Annotated in this window: 17 protein-coding genes and 1 pseudogene; 9 read left to right on the top strand and 9 right to left on the bottom strand. The window is 68.9% G+C overall.

Features of this window, described 5'->3' with window-relative positions; all coding sequences use genetic code 11:
• Window positions 1-34: 34 nt before the first annotated feature.
• Genes ACFWP5_RS26665 through ACFWP5_RS26675 form a run of 3 tightly spaced genes read right to left on the bottom strand, consistent with a single transcriptional unit; the run spans window position 35 to window position 4,950 of the window.
• Window positions 35-820, bottom strand: coding sequence for a thioesterase II family protein (locus ACFWP5_RS26665; protein WP_384161480.1), 786 nt, complete (start codon window positions 818-820; stop codon window positions 35-37).
• Window positions 813-3,785 carry an amino acid adenylation domain-containing protein gene (locus ACFWP5_RS26670; RefSeq protein ID WP_384161482.1) on the bottom strand — a complete coding sequence of 991 codons (2,973 nt, stop codon included), beginning with the start codon at window positions 3,783-3,785 and terminating at the stop codon, window positions 813-815. Before ACFWP5_RS26670 ends, ACFWP5_RS26665 begins: the two co-directional genes overlap by 8 nt.
• Before the next feature lies 1 nt (window position 3,786).
• Window positions 3,787-4,950: an acyl-CoA dehydrogenase family protein gene (locus ACFWP5_RS26675; RefSeq protein WP_384161485.1), complete on the bottom strand. Its 1,164-nt coding sequence runs from the start codon at window positions 4,948-4,950 to the stop codon at window positions 3,787-3,789.
• A gap of 752 nt (window positions 4,951-5,702) precedes the next feature.
• On the opposite strand from ACFWP5_RS26675, the gene ACFWP5_RS26680 reads away from it, so the two are divergent.
• The 5 genes from ACFWP5_RS26680 to ACFWP5_RS26700 all read left to right on the top strand — a co-directional run bounded on the left by ACFWP5_RS26680 (window position 5,703) and on the right by ACFWP5_RS26700 (window position 10,399).
• Complete coding sequence (locus ACFWP5_RS26680; protein ID WP_384161488.1) at window positions 5,703-6,890, top strand: arginine deiminase family protein; 1,188 nt, start codon at window positions 5,703-5,705, stop codon at window positions 6,888-6,890.
• 105 nt (window positions 6,891-6,995) lie between these two features.
• The gene (locus ACFWP5_RS26685; RefSeq protein WP_384161492.1) at window positions 6,996-7,847 is read left to right on the top strand and encodes a class I SAM-dependent methyltransferase; all 852 of its coding nucleotides are present in this window, start codon (window positions 6,996-6,998) and stop codon (window positions 7,845-7,847) included.
• 166 nt (window positions 7,848-8,013) lie between these two features.
• Complete coding sequence (locus tag ACFWP5_RS26690; RefSeq protein ID WP_384161495.1) at window positions 8,014-8,550, top strand: hypothetical protein; 537 nt, start codon at window positions 8,014-8,016, stop codon at window positions 8,548-8,550.
• Between the two features lie 234 nt (window positions 8,551-8,784).
• Window positions 8,785-9,654, top strand: coding sequence for an alpha/beta fold hydrolase (locus tag ACFWP5_RS26695; RefSeq protein ID WP_384161498.1), 870 nt, complete (start codon window positions 8,785-8,787; stop codon window positions 9,652-9,654).
• 232 nt (window positions 9,655-9,886) lie between these two features.
• Window positions 9,887-10,399, top strand: coding sequence for an AAA family ATPase (locus ACFWP5_RS26700; protein ID WP_384161501.1), 513 nt, complete (start codon window positions 9,887-9,889; stop codon window positions 10,397-10,399).
• A gap of 55 nt (window positions 10,400-10,454) precedes the next feature.
• Here the strand turns inward: ACFWP5_RS26700 and ACFWP5_RS26705 are convergent.
• Window positions 10,455-10,787 (bottom strand): annotated as a pseudogene (locus tag ACFWP5_RS26705) (transposase); the annotation flags it as partial.
• A gap of 10 nt (window positions 10,788-10,797) precedes the next feature.
• Here ACFWP5_RS26705 and ACFWP5_RS26710 point away from each other — a divergent pair.
• The 4 genes from ACFWP5_RS26710 (at window position 10,798) to ACFWP5_RS26725 (ending at window position 14,833) form a co-directional block, all read left to right on the top strand.
• Entirely contained in the window at window positions 10,798-11,754 is a 957-nt protein-coding gene (locus ACFWP5_RS26710) for an AMP-binding protein (protein WP_384161504.1), read from the top strand.
• Window positions 11,754-12,275 carry a flavin reductase family protein gene (locus ACFWP5_RS26715; protein ID WP_384161507.1) on the top strand — a complete coding sequence of 174 codons (522 nt, stop codon included), beginning with the start codon at window positions 11,754-11,756 and terminating at the stop codon, window positions 12,273-12,275. The genes ACFWP5_RS26710 and ACFWP5_RS26715 overlap by 1 nt, the downstream gene beginning before the upstream one ends.
• Window positions 12,272-13,567: an MFS transporter gene (locus ACFWP5_RS26720; RefSeq protein WP_384161510.1), complete on the top strand. Its 1,296-nt coding sequence runs from the start codon at window positions 12,272-12,274 to the stop codon at window positions 13,565-13,567. The genes ACFWP5_RS26715 and ACFWP5_RS26720 overlap by 4 nt, the downstream gene beginning before the upstream one ends.
• Before the next feature lie 90 nt (window positions 13,568-13,657).
• On the top strand, window positions 13,658-14,833 hold the full coding sequence (locus ACFWP5_RS26725) for a glycosyltransferase (RefSeq protein WP_384161513.1): 1,176 nt from the start codon (window positions 13,658-13,660) through the stop codon (window positions 14,831-14,833).
• 1,183 nt (window positions 14,834-16,016) lie between these two features.
• Here the strand turns inward: ACFWP5_RS26725 and ACFWP5_RS26730 are convergent.
• The 5 genes from ACFWP5_RS26730 to ACFWP5_RS26750 all read right to left on the bottom strand — a co-directional run.
• Complete coding sequence (locus tag ACFWP5_RS26730) at window positions 16,017-16,172, bottom strand: DUF6131 family protein (RefSeq protein ID WP_384161516.1); 156 nt, start codon at window positions 16,170-16,172, stop codon at window positions 16,017-16,019.
• Between the two features lie 172 nt (window positions 16,173-16,344).
• Window positions 16,345-17,184, bottom strand: a complete 840-nt coding sequence (locus ACFWP5_RS26735) for an RNA polymerase sigma factor SigF (protein ID WP_384161519.1) — start codon at window positions 17,182-17,184, stop codon at window positions 16,345-16,347.
• 528 nt (window positions 17,185-17,712) lie between these two features.
• Complete coding sequence (locus tag ACFWP5_RS26740; RefSeq protein WP_384161522.1) at window positions 17,713-18,306, bottom strand: sigma-70 family RNA polymerase sigma factor; 594 nt, start codon at window positions 18,304-18,306, stop codon at window positions 17,713-17,715.
• 88 nt (window positions 18,307-18,394) lie between these two features.
• Entirely contained in the window at window positions 18,395-19,102 is a 708-nt protein-coding gene (locus tag ACFWP5_RS26745; protein WP_384161525.1) for a plastocyanin/azurin family copper-binding protein, read from the bottom strand.
• A partial coding sequence (locus ACFWP5_RS26750; protein ID WP_384161528.1) for a hypothetical protein occupies window positions 19,090-19,544 on the bottom strand: 455 nt, incomplete at its 5' end. The genes ACFWP5_RS26745 and ACFWP5_RS26750, both read right to left, overlap by 13 nt.

Below are 19,544 nucleotides of genomic sequence, written 5' to 3' on the forward strand. Positions count from 1 at the left end.
AGGGGAGAAGGCGGTGCCCGGTGCCCGGTGCCCGTCAGCGGCGTACTGTCCTTGCTGCCTCCTGCAAGTCGCCTCGCAGGGCCCGCAGGAGAGGGCCGCGGGCGTTGTCGAGGTAGAAGTGGTCGCCGGCGAACACGCGGTGCCGGACGGGACGCATGCTGGTGACCCGGTCCCACTCCGTCAGCTGCCTGCGGGGCACGCTGGAGTCCGTATCGCCCGCGTACACGGCCACGGGACAGTCGAGCGGCGCGTCGGCGGCGGGCGCGTAGGTCTCGGCGGCGGTGAAGTCCGCTCGCAGGACGGGGAGCATGACCTGGATGAGTTCGGGCTCGTCGAGGGCGGCGTGGGGGACGCCGCCGAGGCGGACGACTTCGGTGAGGAACTCCGCGTCGGGCAGGGTGTGGCAGGTGCGCCTCGCTGCGGCTGCCCGGTGGGGAGGTGCGCTGCCGGAAGCGATGAGCAGGGCGGGCGGATGGTGCGCGTCGCTCAGGACGTGTGCCGTTTCATACGCCAGCACGGCACCCAGGCTGTGCCCGAAGAAGGCGTAGGGGACGTGGTGCTCCTGGTCGAACAGGACCGGCCGCAGGCCCTCCGCGGCGGCCCGGGCCAGTTGCGCCAGATCCGTGCACGGCGCCTCGCGGTACCTGCTGTCGCGCCCCGGAAGGACGATGGGCAGGACGTCCACGTCCGGAGCGAGCAGCGCCATCCACGGCCGGTAGGTGAGCGTGCCCCCGCCGGCCTGCGGGAAGCACACCAGGCGGACGCGGCAGGCGTCGCGTCCCGCACCGGAGTGCACCACCCAGCCGGCGGGGTCAGTCATGGCCGACTCCCGCCCCGTCGTCTGACTGGTCGTGGATCGCCTTGAGCAGACCTCGGATGGTGGGTGCGGCGAAGAACTGCTCCAGGCGGACGTCGAAACCGCATTCCGCGCGTACCCGCGACACGAAGCGCGCGGCGTGCAGGGAACTTCCCCCGGCCGCGAAGAAGTCGTCGGTCGCGCTCAGGCGCTCCACACCGAGCACACGGGTGGCCAGTGCCGTCAGGTCACGTTCGTCAGGGCTGCCGCCGATCGTCGTCCCGCCGTCCTCCGGGGCCGGCTGCGCTGTGCGGACCGGCGGCAGAGCTCCATGATCGATCTTTCCGTTCCGCGTCATGGGCAGGGAGCCGACGACGGCGAGCGCGGAGGGGACCATGTACTCCGGCAGCGCGGAGCGGACGTGGCGCAATAGCCCGTCGACACGGGGCACGCCAGCAGGAGCAGGAGGGGGAACGATGTGAGCCTCGATGCGTCCGTTCATGACCCGGACCACCGCTGTCCGCACCTCTGGGTGCCGCTCCAGGGTGCACCTGATCTCGTCCAACTCGATGCGGTGACCGCGTACTTTGACCTGTCCGTCCGACCGGCCGATGAAGTGCAGTACCCCGTCCCTGCTCATCCGGACCAGGTCACCGGTGCGATAGAGCCGCCCCGGCGGCCGGGAGGTGAAGGGATCGGGCACGAAGCGCTCCGCAGTGAGGTCGGGCCGGTTGCGGTAGCCGCGGGCAACGCCCGCTCCCCCCACATACAGTTCACCGGGATACCCCGGCGGAACGACGGCGCCCGCCTCGTCGAGCACATGGACGCTGACATGGTCCAGTGGACGGCCGATGGGAACCTGAGACAGGCCAGCCTGTGGCCGGCAGTGCCAGGAGGTCACATCGATGGTGCATTCGCTGGGGCCGTAGAAGTTGTGGAGTTCGGCCGACGACTCAAGAGCGTGAAAACGTCGGCACAGCTCAGGAGAGAGCGTCTCCCCTCCGCAGAAGACGTAGCGCAGGCCGGGGATGTCGGCGAGCGCCGGCTGCTGCTCCTCCAGCAGCACATCCAGCAGGGAGGGAACGCAGGCGAGGACCGACACACCGCTGCGGCGCATCTCCTGCAGCAGCCGGTGTGGGTCACGTGAGAGTCCTGGGGCTCCCACGACGAGAGTCGCCCCCGAGATCAGCGGGGTGAAGATCTCCCACACCGAGATGTCGAAACTCAACGACGTGTGGTGCATGACCGCGTCGCCCGGCCCCAGGGGGAAGGTGGCGGCGTCCCATTGCAGGCGATTGGCCAGGTTGCGGTGCTCCACCTCGACTCCCTTGGGCGTGCCGGTGGATCCGGAGGTGTAGATCAGGTAGGCGAGGGAGTCCGGGCGAGCCCGCGCGGGGATCACATCGGAGTGGGCCGGGCCGCACCAGGACTGCAGCTGTTCCCAGGTCAGGAGGGGAGCGGCCACTTTCAGGGGCGGGGAGCTCGGCTGCTGATCGGTGACGACGGCGGTGGCTTGGCTGTCCTGCACCATGAACGCGATGCGCTCCGGCGGATACCCGGGATCCAGGGGGAGGTAGGAAGCTCCCGCCTTGAGGACGGCGAGCATGGTCACGACGGTGTCAGCGCTGTGTTCCATGTGGAGGCCGACGATGTCGTCGATGCCGACCCCCTGCTGCCGCAGGGCTTGTGCGATTCGCTCGGCCCGGTTATTCAGTTCCCGGTAGGTGATCTCGCTCGTCGCCGTGCGTAGTGCCACCTCCTCGGAGTGGCGTGCGACCGCTTGTTCGACCATCTCGTGGATGCACGAGGCGGCCGGAGGGGCGGCGTCGCTGTCCCGGACGGCAGCGAGTTCCCGCCGCTGTGCCAGCTTTCGGGGATGGGCGCTATGGCGTCGGCCGATGCCCCGCAGCGGTTCGCTGTCTCGTGCTGGTGCCGGCGACGTCCGGGCACGCCGCTGTGTTCCCAGCCCAAGTCGGACCGCTTCGGCCAGAAGGAGACGGTAGCCGACAGCCACCAGCTGGCCGTCCTGCAGGCCCGAGGCCCCGTGGATGTGCACGGCATGCTGCACGCACTCGCACAGCAAGGGCCACACAGCGTCGGTCACCGCGGTCGCGTCGGCGTCGATGGCGGCGAATTCTGCGGCAGGTGCAGCGTTCTGCGGCCACCGCAGAACGCACTCGTCGAGCCTGAGCAACTGAGCTTGGTTCTCCATCCGCAGCGCCTCCAGCCGTGCCCGCTGCGTGGCCAGGGGGAAGGACACCGCCTGCTGCGTGCCGATGGTCCGGCCAAACTGCCGCCGGGTGCGGGCTCGGCCGGTGGCCGTCTCCACCGCGGTCAGTGCCATGCCCAGGAAGTGCGCGTTGCGCAACAGTGTGGTGGCGGCCCACAGCGAGGCGGCCGGCGCCCGGAACACCTCCGCGGCACCGACTGCGTCGGCGGACAGCTCCCACAGGTCACCGCCCGGAGTGGGGCGGCGGACAGCGTCGTCGGCCGTCGCTTCGACACTGCGGACCTGGTCGGGCGATCCGGCCACCGGCAGAAGCACGAAGCGAGGAAGGCTCTCCGTGAAGGTGCAGCCTGTCTGCGGCATTTCCTCAGGAACCTGCCTCCTCCCGTCCGGAGCTCGCGGCCCACTGCGCGAAAGGCGAGGCCCGTACATCTGCGCCGGCGTGACTATCCCGATGGCGGACGTGCCGTCCATGACGGCCTCGGCCTCGCGCGGTGCGGCAGCGCTCAGGACCGGGAGGGCGACGACCGTGTCGATGGTGTCGCTCGGTGCCCAGATCCGGCCGAGTTGTTCGGCCAGCGACGCGGCCTCGGCCCACATGAGACCCAGCCCACCGTCGTCCGCGCTCAGACACAAGCTGGCCCATCCCTGACCCGTCAGAGCCTGACGGGCGCCTGCCGCAGTCCCACAGGTGCCTGGAGAAGTCAGAACCTCGGCGAACTCATGGACGAGTTGCTGCTGCCATTCGGTCGGATTCGGCATGTCAGTTCTGCTCCTCCCACGGGTCGCCGCCGTCCAGGAGATCGGTGGCCACGGTGGTCAGCTGAATTTCGGAGGTGCCGGCGGCCAAGGTCAGACCTGGGGCCTCCCGAGCAGCCAGAGCCAGGTCGGGGAAATGGGCATCCCGGTCGGCTGCCGGACCGAGCAGCTCCCAGGCCAGCCAAGCCACGCGCTGGGCCAGCTCGCTGGACCACCATTTGGCCGCCGCTGCCGCCGAGGCGTTCAGACCGCCTTCGTCCACCCCCTGCACGGCGCGCCACGCCAGCAGTCGGCTGGAGCGGATCTCGGCATCCAGGCGTCCCAGACCGTGTTCGTCCTCGGCCCCGGTCAACTCCCCACGCGCGCGGAGGCCGGCGACGAGCTGGTCGAACCAACGCCGGGCCCGGCCGGCGAAGCAGATACCGGTCCGTTCCAGTCCCAGCGCCTCAGCAAGCAGGGACCACCCCTGGCCCGGCTTTCCCACCAGGGCGTCGGAAGGGAGAACAACGTCGTCGAATCGGACGGAAAAGAACTTCTCCGGGTTGAACGTGTCAATCGGCTCAACAAGTACACGCGGATGGTCTAACGGAACGATGAACATGCCGGTGGCGGCATAGGCGTTGTCGCCGTGACCCTGGGTGCGCGCCGCGCAGAGACCGAACTGTGCCCGGGACGTGCGAGCATTCCAGGTCTTCGATCCCGTCAGGCGCCAACTGTCGCCCGCCGGTTCGGCACATGTCGTGATACCACCCAGGTCGCTCCCCGCATGCGGCTCGGTGAACAACACGGAGAAGACGGTTTCTCCCGCTGCCATTCCCGGGCAGTATCGGCGCCGCTGCTCCTCGCTCCCGGCCGCCAGAATCGTGGCTCCGGCGTTGTCGATCGTGTTCACGCGCACACTGTCCGGAACGCCGTGCAGAGCGAGTTCCTCGGCTGTCACCGCAGCGGCGTAGGCACTCGCCCCCAGCCCGCCGTACTCCTGTGGCCAGTGCGGTGCCAGCCAGCCGCGCGCCCCGAGCTCCCTGTACACCGCCTCAGGATGAGGGTATTCCTCGCGAGAAGGCGTCGCCCATACACGTTCAAGTTCATCGCGTATATCCGGCCGGGCCAGCAGATCTCGAAGTCCATCACGTAATTCGGGCTCTCCCACAACCAAACAGGAAGACACAGGATCTCCGTCTCGGAGCTGAGAAAAATAAGGCTAGGAAAAAGGCGGGCCGCACCGGGAGGGTGAGTCCGCGCGTCGCCTGGACAGGCGCACGGCAGGCGGGGCACTGAACTGGGCTGCCCCAGCGGCAATCTCAGTGTGCGGGGAGGAACCGCGCCTATGTCAACCCCCTGCGATCTCACGCGGGTTGAGGCTCGAAGATCGACAACAGGCCCTTCCCAATACGAGAGTTTCAAACGCGCGAGATTCCGCCCCGACACCCGATGGAAAACCCACAGAGCTTCTTCATTTTTCTAGATATCTGCTCGCTTGCAGGTCACCACGTCTGTGGGCAGACCAATACGAGGCCGGGACGAAGCCTGGTCGTTGACAGTTCCACGTAGCCGTTCCTACGGTCGGAGTTCAAGCAGACGCCGGCTACTGGCCTACGCCAGGTCAGCCGTAGTCGTTCGGCAGTCCGTGGTGCGGTCCACCTGCGTCGCCCGGTCGGCAGTGCGTCTCTCCGCTGCCTCTCGTCGCGCGTCACCCCACGGCCTCGCGCCCACGGAAGCAACCGCACCCAGGAACAGCTCGATCTCACCCGCTGCCCCTACCCTCTCCAGAAGGCGGTCATGAACCGCTCCTTGGCATCCCCTTCTCCTCCTCTCCGTCCCGTGCCCTCCCCGCTGACGACATCAGGGCCCAGCTGTGACGGCCTCCCACGCCCTGACGCACATCACCGCGCATTCCGAGACACTCGGGTCGACAGCGAGGTGGGCACCTTACGCAGAGTCCTCACCCACCGACCGGCACAAGAACTGCGGCGGCTGCTTCCCGGCAACCACGCCGACCTGCTATTCGACGAGATTCCCTGGCTGGAAGCGGCGCAGACCGAACATGACCGATTCACCGGGCTGCTCCAGGAGAACGGCGTGGACACCGTGGAACTGTCGTCAGTGCTGACCGCGGCTCTCGCAGCGCCGGATGTGTGCCGACAGATCGTTTCGGACGCCGCGCGACCACAGCATCTCGGCCAAGCCGTTGCCGCCTCATTGGAGGATCTGCTCGTCTCCAGCCCCGCGGCACGGAGAACCGAGCTCCTCCTCACCGGAGTGACGTTGAGCGAATTGGCAGCGTCTTCACCCGACAGCATCGGCAGCGCCCTGAGCGCCCAACGCCGGCCTGCGGACTGGTTCGTCCTGCCACCACTGGTGAACTCCATGTTCGTCCGTGACAGCAGCAGTTGGATCGGCGATCGGTACAGCGCGAATTCCATGGCCAGCACAACCCGCAGACTCGAAAGCCGACTGCTGAGCGCCGCAGCCGATGCTGCGGGTGCTCAGCGCATCCGGGAAAGGGAACTCCTTGAGCCTGCCGCCCTGGAAGGAGGAGACCTTCTCGTGGCAGGAGCAGGATGCGTGGTGATCGGCGTCGGCGAACGGACCACGGCTGACGCTGCCGAGCAGACAGCCCGGTCCCTGCTGAGTTCCGGCCTGGCCACTCACGTATTCGCCGTTCTGCTGCCCAACGAGCGTCGGTGCATGCACCTGGACACCCTGATGACGATGGTCGATCAGGAAAGCTTCCTGGTCAGTGGAGTGCACCGCGACCAGTGCCACTGGTTCTCACTGAGGCTGAACGCCGATGCCACGGTGCGAGCCGCCAGCCTGGACGACCCATTCGCGGCCCTGGCCACTTCCTTGGGCCTGAGCGGTATTCGCCTGATCGAGACCGGCGACGACGACTCCACCATGCAACGCGAGCAGTGGAGCGACGCCGCCAACGTGCTCACACTCCGCCCAGGGACGGTTATCGCCTACGACCGGAACACCATGGCCAATGACCGGCTCAGTGCGGCCGACATCAGCGTCCTTACCATCCCCAGCGCAGAGTTGGTCCGCGGTAGAGGCGGTCCGCACTGCCTCTCGTGCCCCCTGCTTCGCGACCCCCTGGCGATCTGAGAAACGCCACAGCAGCTCCGCGCGCTCCGCCACGACAAGCGACGGTGGGAAAAACGCCGCGCCTGCAGCCTCCGTATCAATCCACCAGCGAAAGAGGGAATCAGTATGACGACCTATGAGCAGTCGGCCGCATTAGGCGACGCCGATCAGCAGCCCGAGGAGGAGAAGGCAACGGTCAAGTCGGTCTATCAACAGGTCGCGAACGAGTACGACGGGCGGATACCCGGTCGCGGTCCCAGCGACGACATGTTCACTGAGTCGGAGCGGGACTTTCTCCTGGAGACCATTCGTTCCGGTGAGAAGGTTCTCGACATCGGATGCGGTACCGGCCGGTTCACCGTCCCCATGGCCGAGAAAGGTGCGCACGTCAGCGGACTTGACATCTCGCGTCCCATGCTGGACGTGGCTTCGAGCAAGCTCGCCGAACGCGGCCTGAGCGCGGATCTACGCGAGGGCGACATGGCTCATCTCCCCTTCCCGGACGATTCCTTCGACACCGTCACCAGCATGCTGGCGCTGATGCACGTCCCCCTTCAGGACAGGCAGGCGGTGTTCGGTGAGGTCGCCCGCGTCCTCCGTCCCGGCGGCAGGATGCTGCTGGGCGTGAAGAACTCCGTCTTCGAGGAGATGTTCACCGGTGACCGTTTCGCCTCGGTCGATGTCACCGACGTGGCGGGCAAACAGCTCCTCTTCACCAATACCCTCAGCGGAGATGAGTACGTCGCCCCCTGGTACAGCTTCAGTCCCCGGGACCTCACCACCCTGTTCGCCACCGTCGGGATGACCGTCACCCGGCTGCGCGGCAACTCGCCCCTCGCTGTCTGGCTGGCTGACGAAGTCCTGCGGGACGAGTCGGTCAGGGCCTTCGTCAGGAAGACCGAGTGCTTCCTCGCCGAAGTGCCTCCCTTCAACCACTTCGGCTATCACCTCTTGGTCGAGGCGACCAAGCCGAGGTAATCGGGACGGACCGGCCGGCCTCTTCCCCTTCAACGGGACAGAGGCCGGCCGCCCGACCAGCGCGAACCGGTGTCGCCCGCGGTGGCGCATCGCGAGCAACGCGTCCCCGGCGCAACTGCCGGACGGCAGGGACATCGGATGGTGTGTCGACCGCCTGGACGTTCTGGTGGAGGCGCGCACCATCGACCAGGTCGAGGCGGAGGCCATGGCGCGACTCGTACCACTGGTGGAAGCGTGCCTGGGCGAGAAACCGCTGTACGAGGAAGTCGAGGAGGTCATGATCTGGCTGATCTCCCGATACATCGCCCGCAGCGCCCTTGAACTGCGACCGAGAACCTTCACCGCGGACGACTTCGGCGCGGCCTTCGATGACAGCGTGCGCAGAGCCAGCGGGCGGCGGCGAGGCGGTTCCACCGAACTGTTGACGAAGCTCAAGCACAAGCTGCGGGCTGCCGAAATACCGGAGCCCGAGGCGGAAGCCCAGCACGATGCCATGCTCGCCTACCGCCGTACCTACCGCGCCAGTGTCGGCACCCGGCGCCGCGCGTACGACGATCTGGCCGATCAGATCAACGCCATCTGCACGCTCACGATGGCGAAGCGCCGCGCCGGGCGTCTCGACGCCGGCTCGGCGGCGTACTTGACCAGTCATGCGGCGCAGGAGGCGTGCCCGCCTGCGGGTTCGTCTCTCTGGTACGGGTAGCTGACGTCGTGCGCGACTCAGGACCAAGCTCCCGGCGGGTTACGACACCGTTGGCGAATTGTGTCCACGGGATCCGCGGGGGCATGAGGAAGGCTGTGTCGGTTCAGCACTCGTAGGCAAAGGGGGCCGGCTTGCGTAGCTTGTCGGCCCGGTGGTCCTCGGGGGCGAGTGCGGGGTTGTCCTTGGCCGATCAGTGCCGTGGTGGTGTGTCGACGAGGGCGGGAGGTTCGGGCCTTGTTCGAGGGCTTTGAGAGCAGGCGGGTTCAGGTCGATGAAGCGTCGATTCTCCTTCGCTACGGCGGGGAAGGGCCGCCAGTGGTGCTGCTGCACGGCCACCCCCGGACGTCCGCGACCTGGCATCGCGTCGCCGCGCTCCTCGTCCGGCGCGGTTTCACCGTGGTCTGTCCCGATCTCCGGGGGTACGGCCGGTCCGCCGGTCCGGTGCCTACCGCAGACCACGCGGGATACTCCAAGCGCGCCGTCGCCGGTGACGTGGTCGAGGTGATGCGCTCCCTCGGCCATGCCCGGTTCGCGCTCGCCGGGCACGACCGCGGAGGCAGTGTCGCGCTGCGTCTCGCACTCGATCATCCCGACGCGGTCTCGCGGGTGGCGCTGCTCGACTGTCTGCCCCTCACCGAGCATCTGTCCCGCATCACGGTCGACTTCGCCACGCAGTGGTGGCACTGGTTCTTCTTCGCCCAGCCGGACATTCCCGAGCGGGTCATCAACGCCGATCCGGCCAGCTGGTACCACGGTGATCCCCAGAGCATGGGGCAGGAGAATTACGACGAGTGGCGCGCGGCCACGAGAAACCCCGACGTGGTGCGGGCGATGCTGGAGGACTACCGCGCCGGCCTCACCATCGACCGGCGGCACGAGGAGGACGACCGCGCCGCCGGGAGGCAGATCCAGTGCCCGGCACTGATCCTGTGGTCGCTCCGGGACGACCTGGAGGAACTGTACGGGGATCCGGTGGAGATCTGGCGGCAGTGGGCACCGGACGTACGCGGCCACGGCATCGACTCCGGGCACCACATGGCCGAAGAGGCTCCAGAAGCGCTCGTGTCCTCCCTCGCGGGCTTCTTCGCCGGGCGGTCTGAGTAAGGGACCTCTGGGCCGCCTCCCGCAGAACGGTGTAGGGGAGTGCTCAGCGCACGAGTTCAATCCGGCCGGCCGCAGGGGTGGCAGATGGGATGTGCGGGTGCCGGCCCTCGGGGTGGAGCAATTGTCAATTCCTGTGGATGTCGTCGCGTGACTTGATGCCTCGGGATGCGGGTGGCTGTGCCGTTCTGGCGTTGATGGTTGGCGGATTGATCGGGCGTGCGAGGGTGTCGTCATGTTGATCGCGATGGCGGGGCTGCCCGGTACGGGGAAGAGTTCGGTCGCCGTGACGCTGGGGCGCAAGCTGTCTGCTCCGGTCGTGTCCGTGGACCCGATCGAGGCGGCGATGTGGCGTGCGGGGGTGGCCCGTGACCAGCCCACGGGCCTGGCGGCGTATGTCGTGGCCGAGGCCGTGGTCGATGGTGTGCTCGACATGGGCCAGACCGTAATTGTCGATGCGGTCAACGCCGTGGAGGCGGCGCGGGGACAGTGGCGGTCCCTGGCGGATCGTCATGGAGTGCCGGTGGTGTTCATCGAGGTGGTGTGTTCGGATCTGGCGGTGCACCGTCGGCGGTTGGAGAACCGGTCCCGGGCGATCGAGGGCTTCGCTGAGCCGACGTGGGAAATGGTGGAAGGTCTGCGGGAGGAGTTCGCCTCGTGGGCCGGTCACCGGTTGGTGTTGGATGCGATGACCGACCTGTCGTCGAACGTTGCGACGGCTCTTGAGTTTCTCTCCGCGACAGCCTGATCTTCAAACGATGCAAGATCAGTGGTCAAGGTCTCTGGAGATCGGGAGGCAGTTTTCAGGCTGCGTGGACTTTGGGGCGTTCGACGAGGTGTCCGCATTCGAAGCGGGCTCCGGCGCGGACGAGGGCCACGAGGTGGGGCGCGTTGACCGGCGCGTTGACCGTCCTCCATCGCACCTGGGCAAACTCGACGAACTCGAAGCCCATGGCAAGCGCGGCGGCCGCGCTGCCTGTGACCTTGGTCCTCAGCCGCACTGTCGCGAAGGTCGATGCGATGGGATTCGTCGTGCGCAGGTGAACCCAGTGTTCGGCCGGGAAGTCGTAGAACGTCAGTAGCTCGTCGACGTCGTCGGTGATCTTCTTGACGGCCTTGAGCCCCCTCGCGCAGTAGGTCTCTCGAATGCGGCGGCTCTACGACATGGTCGCGGCCTGGGCCGGTGGCGCCACCCTGGTCGTGCCGACCGCGCGGGACCTGTTGGCCCCCGTGCGCTGGGCCGCCGACAAGCGGCTCACTCACTGGTTCTCGGTGCCGTCCGTGGTGTCCTACGCCCGGCGCATGCGTGGCCTGGCGTCCGGCTCGCTCCCCGACCTGCGGTGGAGTCTCTTCTGCGGAGAGGCACTCACCCGGCCGCAGGCGGAGGCATGGGCAGCCGCGGCGCCCGACAGCACGCTGGCCAATCTCTACGGCCCCACCGAGCTGACCATCAGCTGCTCCGCGTACGTCCGCCCACGGGAGGGGGCCTGGCCGGCCACCGCCAACGGCACCGTGCCGATCGGCACGGTCCACCCCGGCCTCGAACATCTGGTGGTGGACGACTCCGGCAGGCCCTCGACGAACGGTGAGCTTCTCGTACGGGGACCTCAGCGCTTCCCCGGTTATCTGGACCCCGTGGACAACACCGGCCGCTTCGCGTCGTTCGAAGGCGACCGTGCCCAAGCGCTGGCCGACGACGAACGACCCGAAGACGAACACTGGTACCGCACAGGTGACCATGTGGCCCAGAAAAACGGGTACCTGATCCACCTGGGCCGACTGGACCACCAGGTCAAGGTGCACGGCTACCGAGTGGAACTGGGCGAGGTGGAGGGCGCGTTGCGCGCACAGCCCGGCGTCCAGGACACGGTGGCGGTCACCGTCGAGCGGCCAGGAGGAGACACCGTGATCCAAGCGGCGTACACCGGCGGCGCGCGACCGGATGACCTCATGCGGGCGCTCCGTGTCGACCTGCCCCCCTACATGGTGCCCCGCGACGTGACAGCCGTAGAGGAGCTGCCGTTGAACACCAACGGGAAAATCGACCGGCGAGCCGTCACCGAGATGCTTGCTCCGCAGCCCCGTGCCGGGGTGAGCCGCTGATGGCCGGCCGCATCCCTGCAACTCCCGAGCCCGTGAGGCCCCGCTCGGCGTCGGTGCTGTCCGGCGACTACCGGGACGCCATCTCACTGCTGCCCACCGGCGTCTCCGTGGTCACCGCCGCCCAGCCGGAGGGGCCGGCGGGCTGCACCGCCAACGCCGTCATGTCGCTGTCGCTCGACCCGCCGAGTCTGCTGGTCTCCCTGGCCACCGGCAGCCGCACCCTGCACGCGGTCCAGGAGGCGGGAGCATTCGCCGTGAACGTCCTGGCGTGGCCGGACCGGCATCTGGCACAGCGGTTTGCCACCGTCTCCCCACAGGAACGCTTCCATGACGTCCCGTGGTCACTCACTCGTGGAGCACCCGTGCTGACCGGAGCCACCCTCTCCGCGGTGTGCAACGTGAACGAGGCGGTCCCCCTCCTCGACCACACAGTGGTGGCCGGCACCGTCGTGTGGCTGCACACCGAGGACACCGAGCCCACCGTGCTCTACCGGCACCAGCAGCATGCCCTGCACCCGTGACGAACACGACGGAGACCGCCCCCCGATCCGGCGCCACGTCGGCACTCCCGGTGTATCTGACAGCGGCTGTCCTCGCCCGCAGCGCCGACGAAGGGGCCCGGGTCGGACTCGTCATGCTGGCCAGCCAGCGTGCCGACAGCCCGGCCCTCGGCGGCGCGCTGGTCGCCGCGCTGATGATCCCGCATGTCGCGGCGGCGCCCCTCGCGGGCGCTCTGGCCGACTCGGTGCGCCGCCGTCGGCTCTTCCACGGTGGTGCGGTGACGCTCTACGGTGCCGGGCTCGCCGCCCTGGCCGCACTGGTGGGCAGGACCGACGACTTCGTGGTTCTGTTCCTGGCCGTGGCCGTAGGCTGCCTCGCACCCCTGCTGACCGGAGGGCTCACCAGCCTGCTGGGCGAGCTGCTCAGCAAGGACCGGCTGACCAGGGCGTTCAGCGCGGATGCGGTGTCATACAACCTGGCGGGCATCTGCGGCCCCGCCGTCGCCGCGGCCCTGGGCACCGCGGTGGGCGCCGGAGCGGCTCTCACCGCCCTGGGCGCCGCAGCGATGGCGGGCGGCCTGCTGCTGTTCTCACTGCGGCTGCGCCCCCGGGACGGAGAACGGACTGAACCGGGCCGCCCGCGGCCCGCCGAACTGCTGCGCGGGGCCGCCGAGTTGGTCCACAACCGGCCGCTGCGATCTGTCACCTGGGCCAGCAGCCTGGCCCAGATGGGCGTGGGAGCACTGCCCATCGTGACCGTACTGCTGGCCGACGACTACCACGCGTCCTGGGCGACGGGCGGACTCATGACCGCATTCGCCGCCGGAGCCCTGACCGGTTCCCTCAGCTACGCCTACCGGCCCATCGGCGAGGAGCACCCGGAACGCGTGGTGCTCTGGGGCCTGCTGGCCACCGGCGTGCCACTGGCCGCGGTGCCGTGGACCCATAACGTCGCCCTCGCGGCGGCGCTGTTCGCCCTGGCCGGTTTCTGCACCGGCCCCCTCTTCAGCGCGTTGCTCGCCAGCCGCGAACGGTACGCCCCGACGGCCGTGCGCACCCAGATCTTCACCCTGGGCGCCGGACTCAAGAGCACCTTCGCAGCAGCCGGCGCCGCCGCGGCCGGTGCCCTCAGCGGTACGGGGACTGTCGCTCTGCTGCTGGGAATCGCCGGCTGTCAGGCCGTCGCCGCCGCGCTGGGGGCCGGCCTGCTGGCCGGTCACCGCGCAGTCCCCCAGGAGCGGGAAGCCGGGGCCGCCCGGCCTCTCCCTCACGATGCGCCCCCGGCCTCGGATCATTCAGACCCATCGCTGTGACGCACCACGTGACGCGCCTCGCACGACTCCGCGTCGCCATCCCCGCAGAGAGCACGGATCCCTTCCCACCAACCACGATCGGAGCCTGAAATGCGCATTCTCTTCGAGCCGATCGCCGGAGCCGTCGGCCTCGGCGCCATCACCCGCTGCCTCGCCCTGGCACAGGCGGCCGCTTTACGGGGCCACTCGGTGGCCTTCCACGCGCAGCCGTATCCCCTCCTGGAAGACTTCCCGGTCGGTGACCGGTACGACGCGGTCATCCCGACTCGGCCGAGGCCCCTGACAGACCCTCAGTCCTCGTCGTTCAGCGAGGCGCTGGGCATACGCGGCCTGAGCCGCCCCGACTACCTGCGCGAGGCGGTCCGGGCCGAACTGAAGACCATCGAACAGTACCGGCCCGATGTCATCGTGACCGAGTGGCAGCCGTCGGTACCCATAGCCGCCCACGCCGCCGGCGTGCCGTTCGTGGCCACCCTCGCCACGACAGAACTGTCCCGCCTGGCCGGCCGGCCGCTCGGCGCGGACGCCCCCTTCCACGAAGTCGACGGCGACATCGTCGGGGTGGCCCGGGAGTACGGCATCGACGACTGCACATCGGTCGACGAACTCCTCCACCTGCGGTCTCTGGCGAACATCGCACCGACCGTACCCGAACTCGAACCCCTGCTCACCGGCGTACCGCATACCCACTTCGTGGGACCCCTGCTCTTCCCGCCGCTCGAACTCCGCCGACCCGACATCCCCGCGCAACGCGCCGACAAAAAGATCCTCGTCTATCTGGGAGCCGGAGCCGTGTCCGTACCGAGCATGGTGAACGTGCTCGGTGAAGCCTTCCCTGCGCCCGAATACGACGTGCTCGTCGCCGCCCGCGAACGTGAGATCGACGGTGCGACGCTGCCCCTGCGCAGGGGCAGCGTCGCGATCGCCCATGAACCGGGCCTCATGGCGGCCTTGCAGGACTGCTCTGTCGCTGTGCTGCGGGGCTCGCAGAACGCAGTGGCGGCCAGCCTCATGTGTGGCGTGCCGATCGTGGGGCTGCCAGGCGACCGGGACAGTGAACCGATGTACAACATGCAGGTCATCGAAGCCCACGGGTGCGGGCGGCTACTCGCGGGCATGCCATCGCCGGCCGAGATCGCAACGGCCGCGGCCCAGGTCATGGCCGACGGTTCGGCGGAGCGAGCGGGAAGTCTGGGAGCCCTGCTCCGGGGCAAGGGCGGTCCCAGCGAGGCGATCACCGTCATCGAACGGGCTCTTCAAGCCTGACGGCCGCCGCCTACTGACTACCTCAACTGGCTTGATCATTCAACACCCCGAAATGCGGTGCTGATCGACCTCCTCCGCGCGGATCTGTCCGACAGCCGGATGAGCACGAGGGCGACGATGCCCGCCCGCCCTGATGCACCTGATCCTGGTCCACGTACTGCGACTGTGGCACGAACAGCACGGCGCGACCGGCTGGCCACGGAACGACAACCCGTCTATCGCCTCCGTGCTGCGTGAGATCCATGAGAACCCAGTGCTTCGGTGGACGGTGAGCGGACTCGGCGAGGCCGCGGGGTGTCCCGGACGGCGCTCACCAAACGATTCACCCCGGTGGTGGGCCAGTCCCCGATCAACTACCCGGCCGTCTGGTGCCTGAGCCAAGGACGCCCGCCTGCTCCGGGAAACGGACGCGACCCCGGCGGTCATCGCCCGCCGGATCGGCTACTCCACGGAGTTCGCCTTCTCGCCGGCCTTCCGCCGCGAATACGGCATCCCCCGAGCCGTTTCCGCCAAGCACCGACAGAACCCCACGTCGCTGAGGAGCACCCTGGAGATGTGCGATCAGGCAGCCAACGAGCGAGCCGCGGCTTGGGCCCGGTACCGGCCCGGTGTTGTACCGAACTCCCAAAGCAGGAGGAGGGGCCGGCGGACAGGGTGTGGGGCCGTGCGGGGGCGCGGCGACCATGCTGTGGGCGGCCCGCCCCTGGGGGAGAGGAAGACGGCGCCGGGGCAGCCGAGGACGGAGACCGCTCCGCCGGTCGCGGCGGCGGCGAAGGAGCGGAAGCCGACGGCGCTGCAGACTTCCAGGGTCGCCCGGTTGAGGGCCATAAAGGCGGGCGGCGGGCGCTTCGGCGCCCTGGCGGGCTCTGGCCTAGTGCAGGGCGACGGTGGCCAGGAGGCGTCGATGGTATCCCCGGCAGCACCGAGGACAGTCGAAGACTGTGGCACCTGAAGGACCTCGAACCCTTGGCTCGCACATCTGGTCGGCTAGGCGGTGGGCTGGCCGCGTTCGCCGGGCCCTTCTACCAGGCAGACGCGGAGGGCACCGTGTGGAGACACCCGGCCGCCGGGTGGGTGCCGGTGTGGAACCACCCGGCGGCCGTAGGCGGACTTCGGTCCGAGAGCCGTCATGGGGCACTGTCCGTCGAGCGTGATGCATGGACGGCAAGTCGGTGGCGGCGGCCTACCAGTAGTGCCTGCGTCCGCCGACCGCGTGGCCGACACCGCCGAGAATCCAGAGGGCGGCACCGACGACGAGGAGGATGACGCCGATCGTCCACAGGATGGAGACGCCGGTCAACAGACCGACGACGAGCAGGATGAGTCCGAGCGCGATCATGAGGTCCTCCGACCATGAGAGGTGCGTGGAGTGGGCATCCGCGGGGCGTTGGTGAGAAGTACTCCGCGGAGTGGGTCGCCGACGGCGTCACGCGCCGCCGCGTCTGGGGAGGAGGCCGCCGGGTCGGCGTCCTGCGAAGGTTCCGCGGTTCCGCCGGGCTTGTGGGCCGTGGTCAGTGGGTGGTGAGCATGCCGGCGCGCAGTCGGGCCAGGGTGCGGCCGAGCAGGCGCGAGACATGCATCTGGGAGACGCCGAGGTGTTCGCCGATCTGGGCCTGGGTGCGTTCCTCGACGAACCGCAGGTGGATGATGAGCCGGTCGCGTTCATCGAGTTCGGCGATGAGCGGGGGCAGGGCGTGGAAGTCCTCGACCAGTTCGAGGGCGGTGTCGTCGCTGCCGATGTGGTCGGCCAGGACGGTTTCGCCGTCGTCGCCGGCGTTGATGGTGGCGTCGAGGGAGGACGAGGTGTATCCGTTGGAGGCCAGCCTCGCTTCGTTGACCTCCTCCTCGCTCAGGCACATCAGCTGGGACAGTTCCCTGACTGTGGGGGTACGGCCGAGGCGGCTGCGGAGTTCTTCGGTGGCCTTGGCCAGGTGGACGCGTGCTTCCTGCAGTCGGCGGGGGACGTGGACGGCCCAGGTGGTGTCGCGGAAGAACCGCTTGATCTCGCCGATGATGTAGGGGATGGCGAAGGAGGTGAACTCCACCTCGCGGCTGATCTCGAATCGGTCGATGGCCTTGATCAGACCGATCATGCCGACCTGGACGATGTCCTCCATCCCCTCCTGACCCCGGCTGCGGAATCGGCCCGCGGCGAAACGGACGAGGGACATGTTCATCTCGATCAGCGTGCTGCGCACGTCCTGGTAGTGAGAAGTGCCTTCTTCGAGCACCCCCAACTGGTCGAAGAACAGCCTCGACAACTCCCGGGCATCCCTCGGGGCCACCTGTGAGGGCATCGCGACCTCCGGCAGTTCGGCGATGCGCGTTTCGGCCTTCACCGTCGCTGTCATGCTTTGCCCTCCCACGCGTCGGCCCCGTGCACGCCGGCCGCTGGCGGCCGACGATCGCCGGGTACCCCCGATCCGTGCCCGCACGCTCGCGAATGTCACGGTGAGCGGGCGGCGGGACGCTGACCCTCCCACTGGACCGAGCCGGGTACATGGCTGACGGAGGCACCGGTCCATGCCCTCGACGCCCTGGCGGCCGAGATCGCGGCTTGGCGCTCCTGGTACCGGCGCACCGTCGTACTCGACGCGCTCGAATACCTGCATCAGGACCGGGAAGCCTGCACATTGCCGCCCGTCGGGTGGCGCCCCGAGCGGCCGGGCGGTCAGCCGAAGCGCCGAAGTGCCGTACCCGAGCAAGGCGACTACGGAGGGAAGCACCCGCCTGTCTTTCCCCTCGTAAATCGAGGGGATTGACACCCTCCCCTTCCTGTCGACCGCGCATGGTCCCCTGAGTTTGCCGCACATCCCGGCCAGCAGACAGGGCTACTGGTCACGGAAAACATGCAGATCCGCGATGGTTTTACGCGCTGTTCAGGCGGCGGCGTCCACCGGTTCGGGACTCTCGGCGTTGCGCAGCAGGCAGATCAGGGCGTTGCGTGCGCGAGCCACCCGTGAGCGGATCGTGCCCACGGGGCAGTCGCTCACCAGCGCCGCCTCGGCGTAGGAGAGTCCCAGCAGCTGGGTGAGGACGAATGCCTCGCGGCGTTCGTCGGGGAGGCTGGCCAGCAGATCGGTGAGAGCGACTCCGTCGTCGAGACCGGGCAGCCCGGACGGCTGGGCGCGTTCGGCGGCGCGCTGCCAGTCGCCGGTGTCCGACAGCCGGGGCCGTGATGCGCGCTGGCGCAGGCTGTCGGCGACCACGCGCCGTGCGATGGACAACAGCCAGCTGCGGGCCGAGGACCGTCCCTCGAAACGGTGCAGGCTGCCCAGCGCACGCAGGAACGTGTCCTGGGTCAGATCCTCGGCCGCCTGAGGGTCCGCGCCGAGGTAGGTGACGTAGCGGCTGACGTCGCGCTGCAGAGCGCGAACAAACTGTTCGACAGCCCTCGGGTCACCGCCGCGGGCGGCGAGTGTCCAGGCCGTTGTCGACTCGTCGTGCGAGGGGGGCAGGGCGGGAGTGATCACCTGATGTCCTTCTCCGTGTCATCCGGGAGTCTGGACCTGAGCACGCGCGGGAGGGTCCCGCGGATGTGGGTGCGGCCGCACGGGCTGATCAGGTCTTGTCCGCGTTGCCGTCACCCGCTGTGGCCATGGCTGAAGAGTTCGCGGAGCGGGAGCCGACGAGCAGCAGGCACAGCACCGCGACGCCCGCGACCACACCGGCGAGCAGGAGCAGCGGATCGAGGGGGCGGGTGCTGGAGGCGGTGTCCTGCGTGGCCGTGGCGGGCTGCTGCGCCGGGGACGCGGAGGAGGGGGACGGGGCGTGCGTCGTCGCGGGGGCGGCGGCCTCGTGGGTGTGGTCGGCGTGGCCGGCCGCCGCAGTGGTGCGGGGAGAGGGGGTGGCGGGTTGTGCGGCTGCGGGGGCCGATGCGGCGGGCTGGTGCTGGGTCGGGTGGACGGTGGGGGTGGCCGCTGCCTGGACGACGAGCATGGCTGTCATGCCGGGGTGCACGGTGCACTCGTAGCCGTACGTACCCGGTGTGGTGAACGTGTGGCTGAAGGTGGCGCCCTTGCTCAGCATCGCGGACTGGACGGAGGCGGGGCCGGAGGTGGTCTTCACGTTGTGCGGGGCCTGGTCCTCGTTGACCCAGGTGACGGTGTCGCCGGCGGTGATGGTCAGGGAGCGGGGGCTGAACGCGTAGCCGGACATGACGACTTGGTGCGTGGTGGCCGCTTGTGCCGTGGCGGCGGGCAGGACGAGGGCGGCCGCGGTCAGGAGCAGGCCGCTCAGGAGGGCGCGCAGGGCGGTCAGGCGGGGCATGTGAACTCCGCGGCGACGAGCAGACGCAGGTGGTCTGCGGGGCGGATGCGGGACAGGGTGAAGCCCGTGGTGCGGCGCAGCGGGCCGTAGGGCACGTGGAGGGTGCCGAGGACGAGGAGCAGGTCGTCGGTGCGTTCGACGACGCGCAGGGTCAGGGTGGCCGGTACGGAGGGGACGGTCGGGTCGCCGGTGGCGAGTTCGCCCGTGACGCGCAGCCGTGAGCCTGCGGCTTCGGGTTCGGGTTCGGGTTCGGGTTCGAGGGTGGTGCTGACGAAGGTGAGTTCGTCACCGCCCAGTGCGTCGCCGGTGAGTTTCAGGCCCAGGACGCAGTCGTCGGCAGCCGGCGCGACGGTCAGAGTGGCGTCGTCCGCGGTGAGGCGGCGGCGCAGGGTGACCAACGGGCCGAACCGGGCGGTGAGTTCGACGATGCAGCGGTCGACTG

The organism is Streptomyces sp. NPDC058469 (assembly GCF_042721125.1).
Classification (GTDB): domain Bacteria; phylum Actinomycetota; class Actinomycetes; order Streptomycetales; family Streptomycetaceae; genus Streptomyces.

What these genes read in the sequence shown, in the direction of transcription:
- ACFWP5_RS26665 (WP_384161480.1), bottom strand. Translation starts at nt 820, where the DNA reads ATGACTGACCCCGCCGGCTGGGTGGTGCACTCCGGTGCGGGACGCGAC.
- ACFWP5_RS26670 (WP_384161482.1), bottom strand. Translation starts at nt 3,785, where the DNA reads ATGCCGAATCCGACCGAATGGCAGCAGCAACTCGTCCATGAGTTCGCC.
- ACFWP5_RS26685 (WP_384161492.1), top strand. Translation starts at nt 6,996, where the DNA reads ATGACGACCTATGAGCAGTCGGCCGCATTAGGCGACGCCGATCAGCAG.
- ACFWP5_RS26700 (WP_384161501.1), top strand. Translation starts at nt 9,887, where the DNA reads ATGTTGATCGCGATGGCGGGGCTGCCCGGTACGGGGAAGAGTTCGGTC.
- ACFWP5_RS26710 (WP_384161504.1), top strand. Translation starts at nt 10,798, where the DNA reads ATGCGGCGGCTCTACGACATGGTCGCGGCCTGGGCCGGTGGCGCCACC.
- ACFWP5_RS26715 (WP_384161507.1), top strand. Translation starts at nt 11,754, where the DNA reads ATGGCCGGCCGCATCCCTGCAACTCCCGAGCCCGTGAGGCCCCGCTCG.
- ACFWP5_RS26725 (WP_384161513.1), top strand. Translation starts at nt 13,658, where the DNA reads ATGCGCATTCTCTTCGAGCCGATCGCCGGAGCCGTCGGCCTCGGCGCC.
- ACFWP5_RS26730 (WP_384161516.1), bottom strand. Translation starts at nt 16,172, where the DNA reads ATGATCGCGCTCGGACTCATCCTGCTCGTCGTCGGTCTGTTGACCGGC.
- ACFWP5_RS26735 (WP_384161519.1), bottom strand. Translation starts at nt 17,184, where the DNA reads ATGACAGCGACGGTGAAGGCCGAAACGCGCATCGCCGAACTGCCGGAG.
- ACFWP5_RS26745 (WP_384161525.1), bottom strand. Translation starts at nt 19,102, where the DNA reads ATGCCCCGCCTGACCGCCCTGCGCGCCCTCCTGAGCGGCCTGCTCCTG.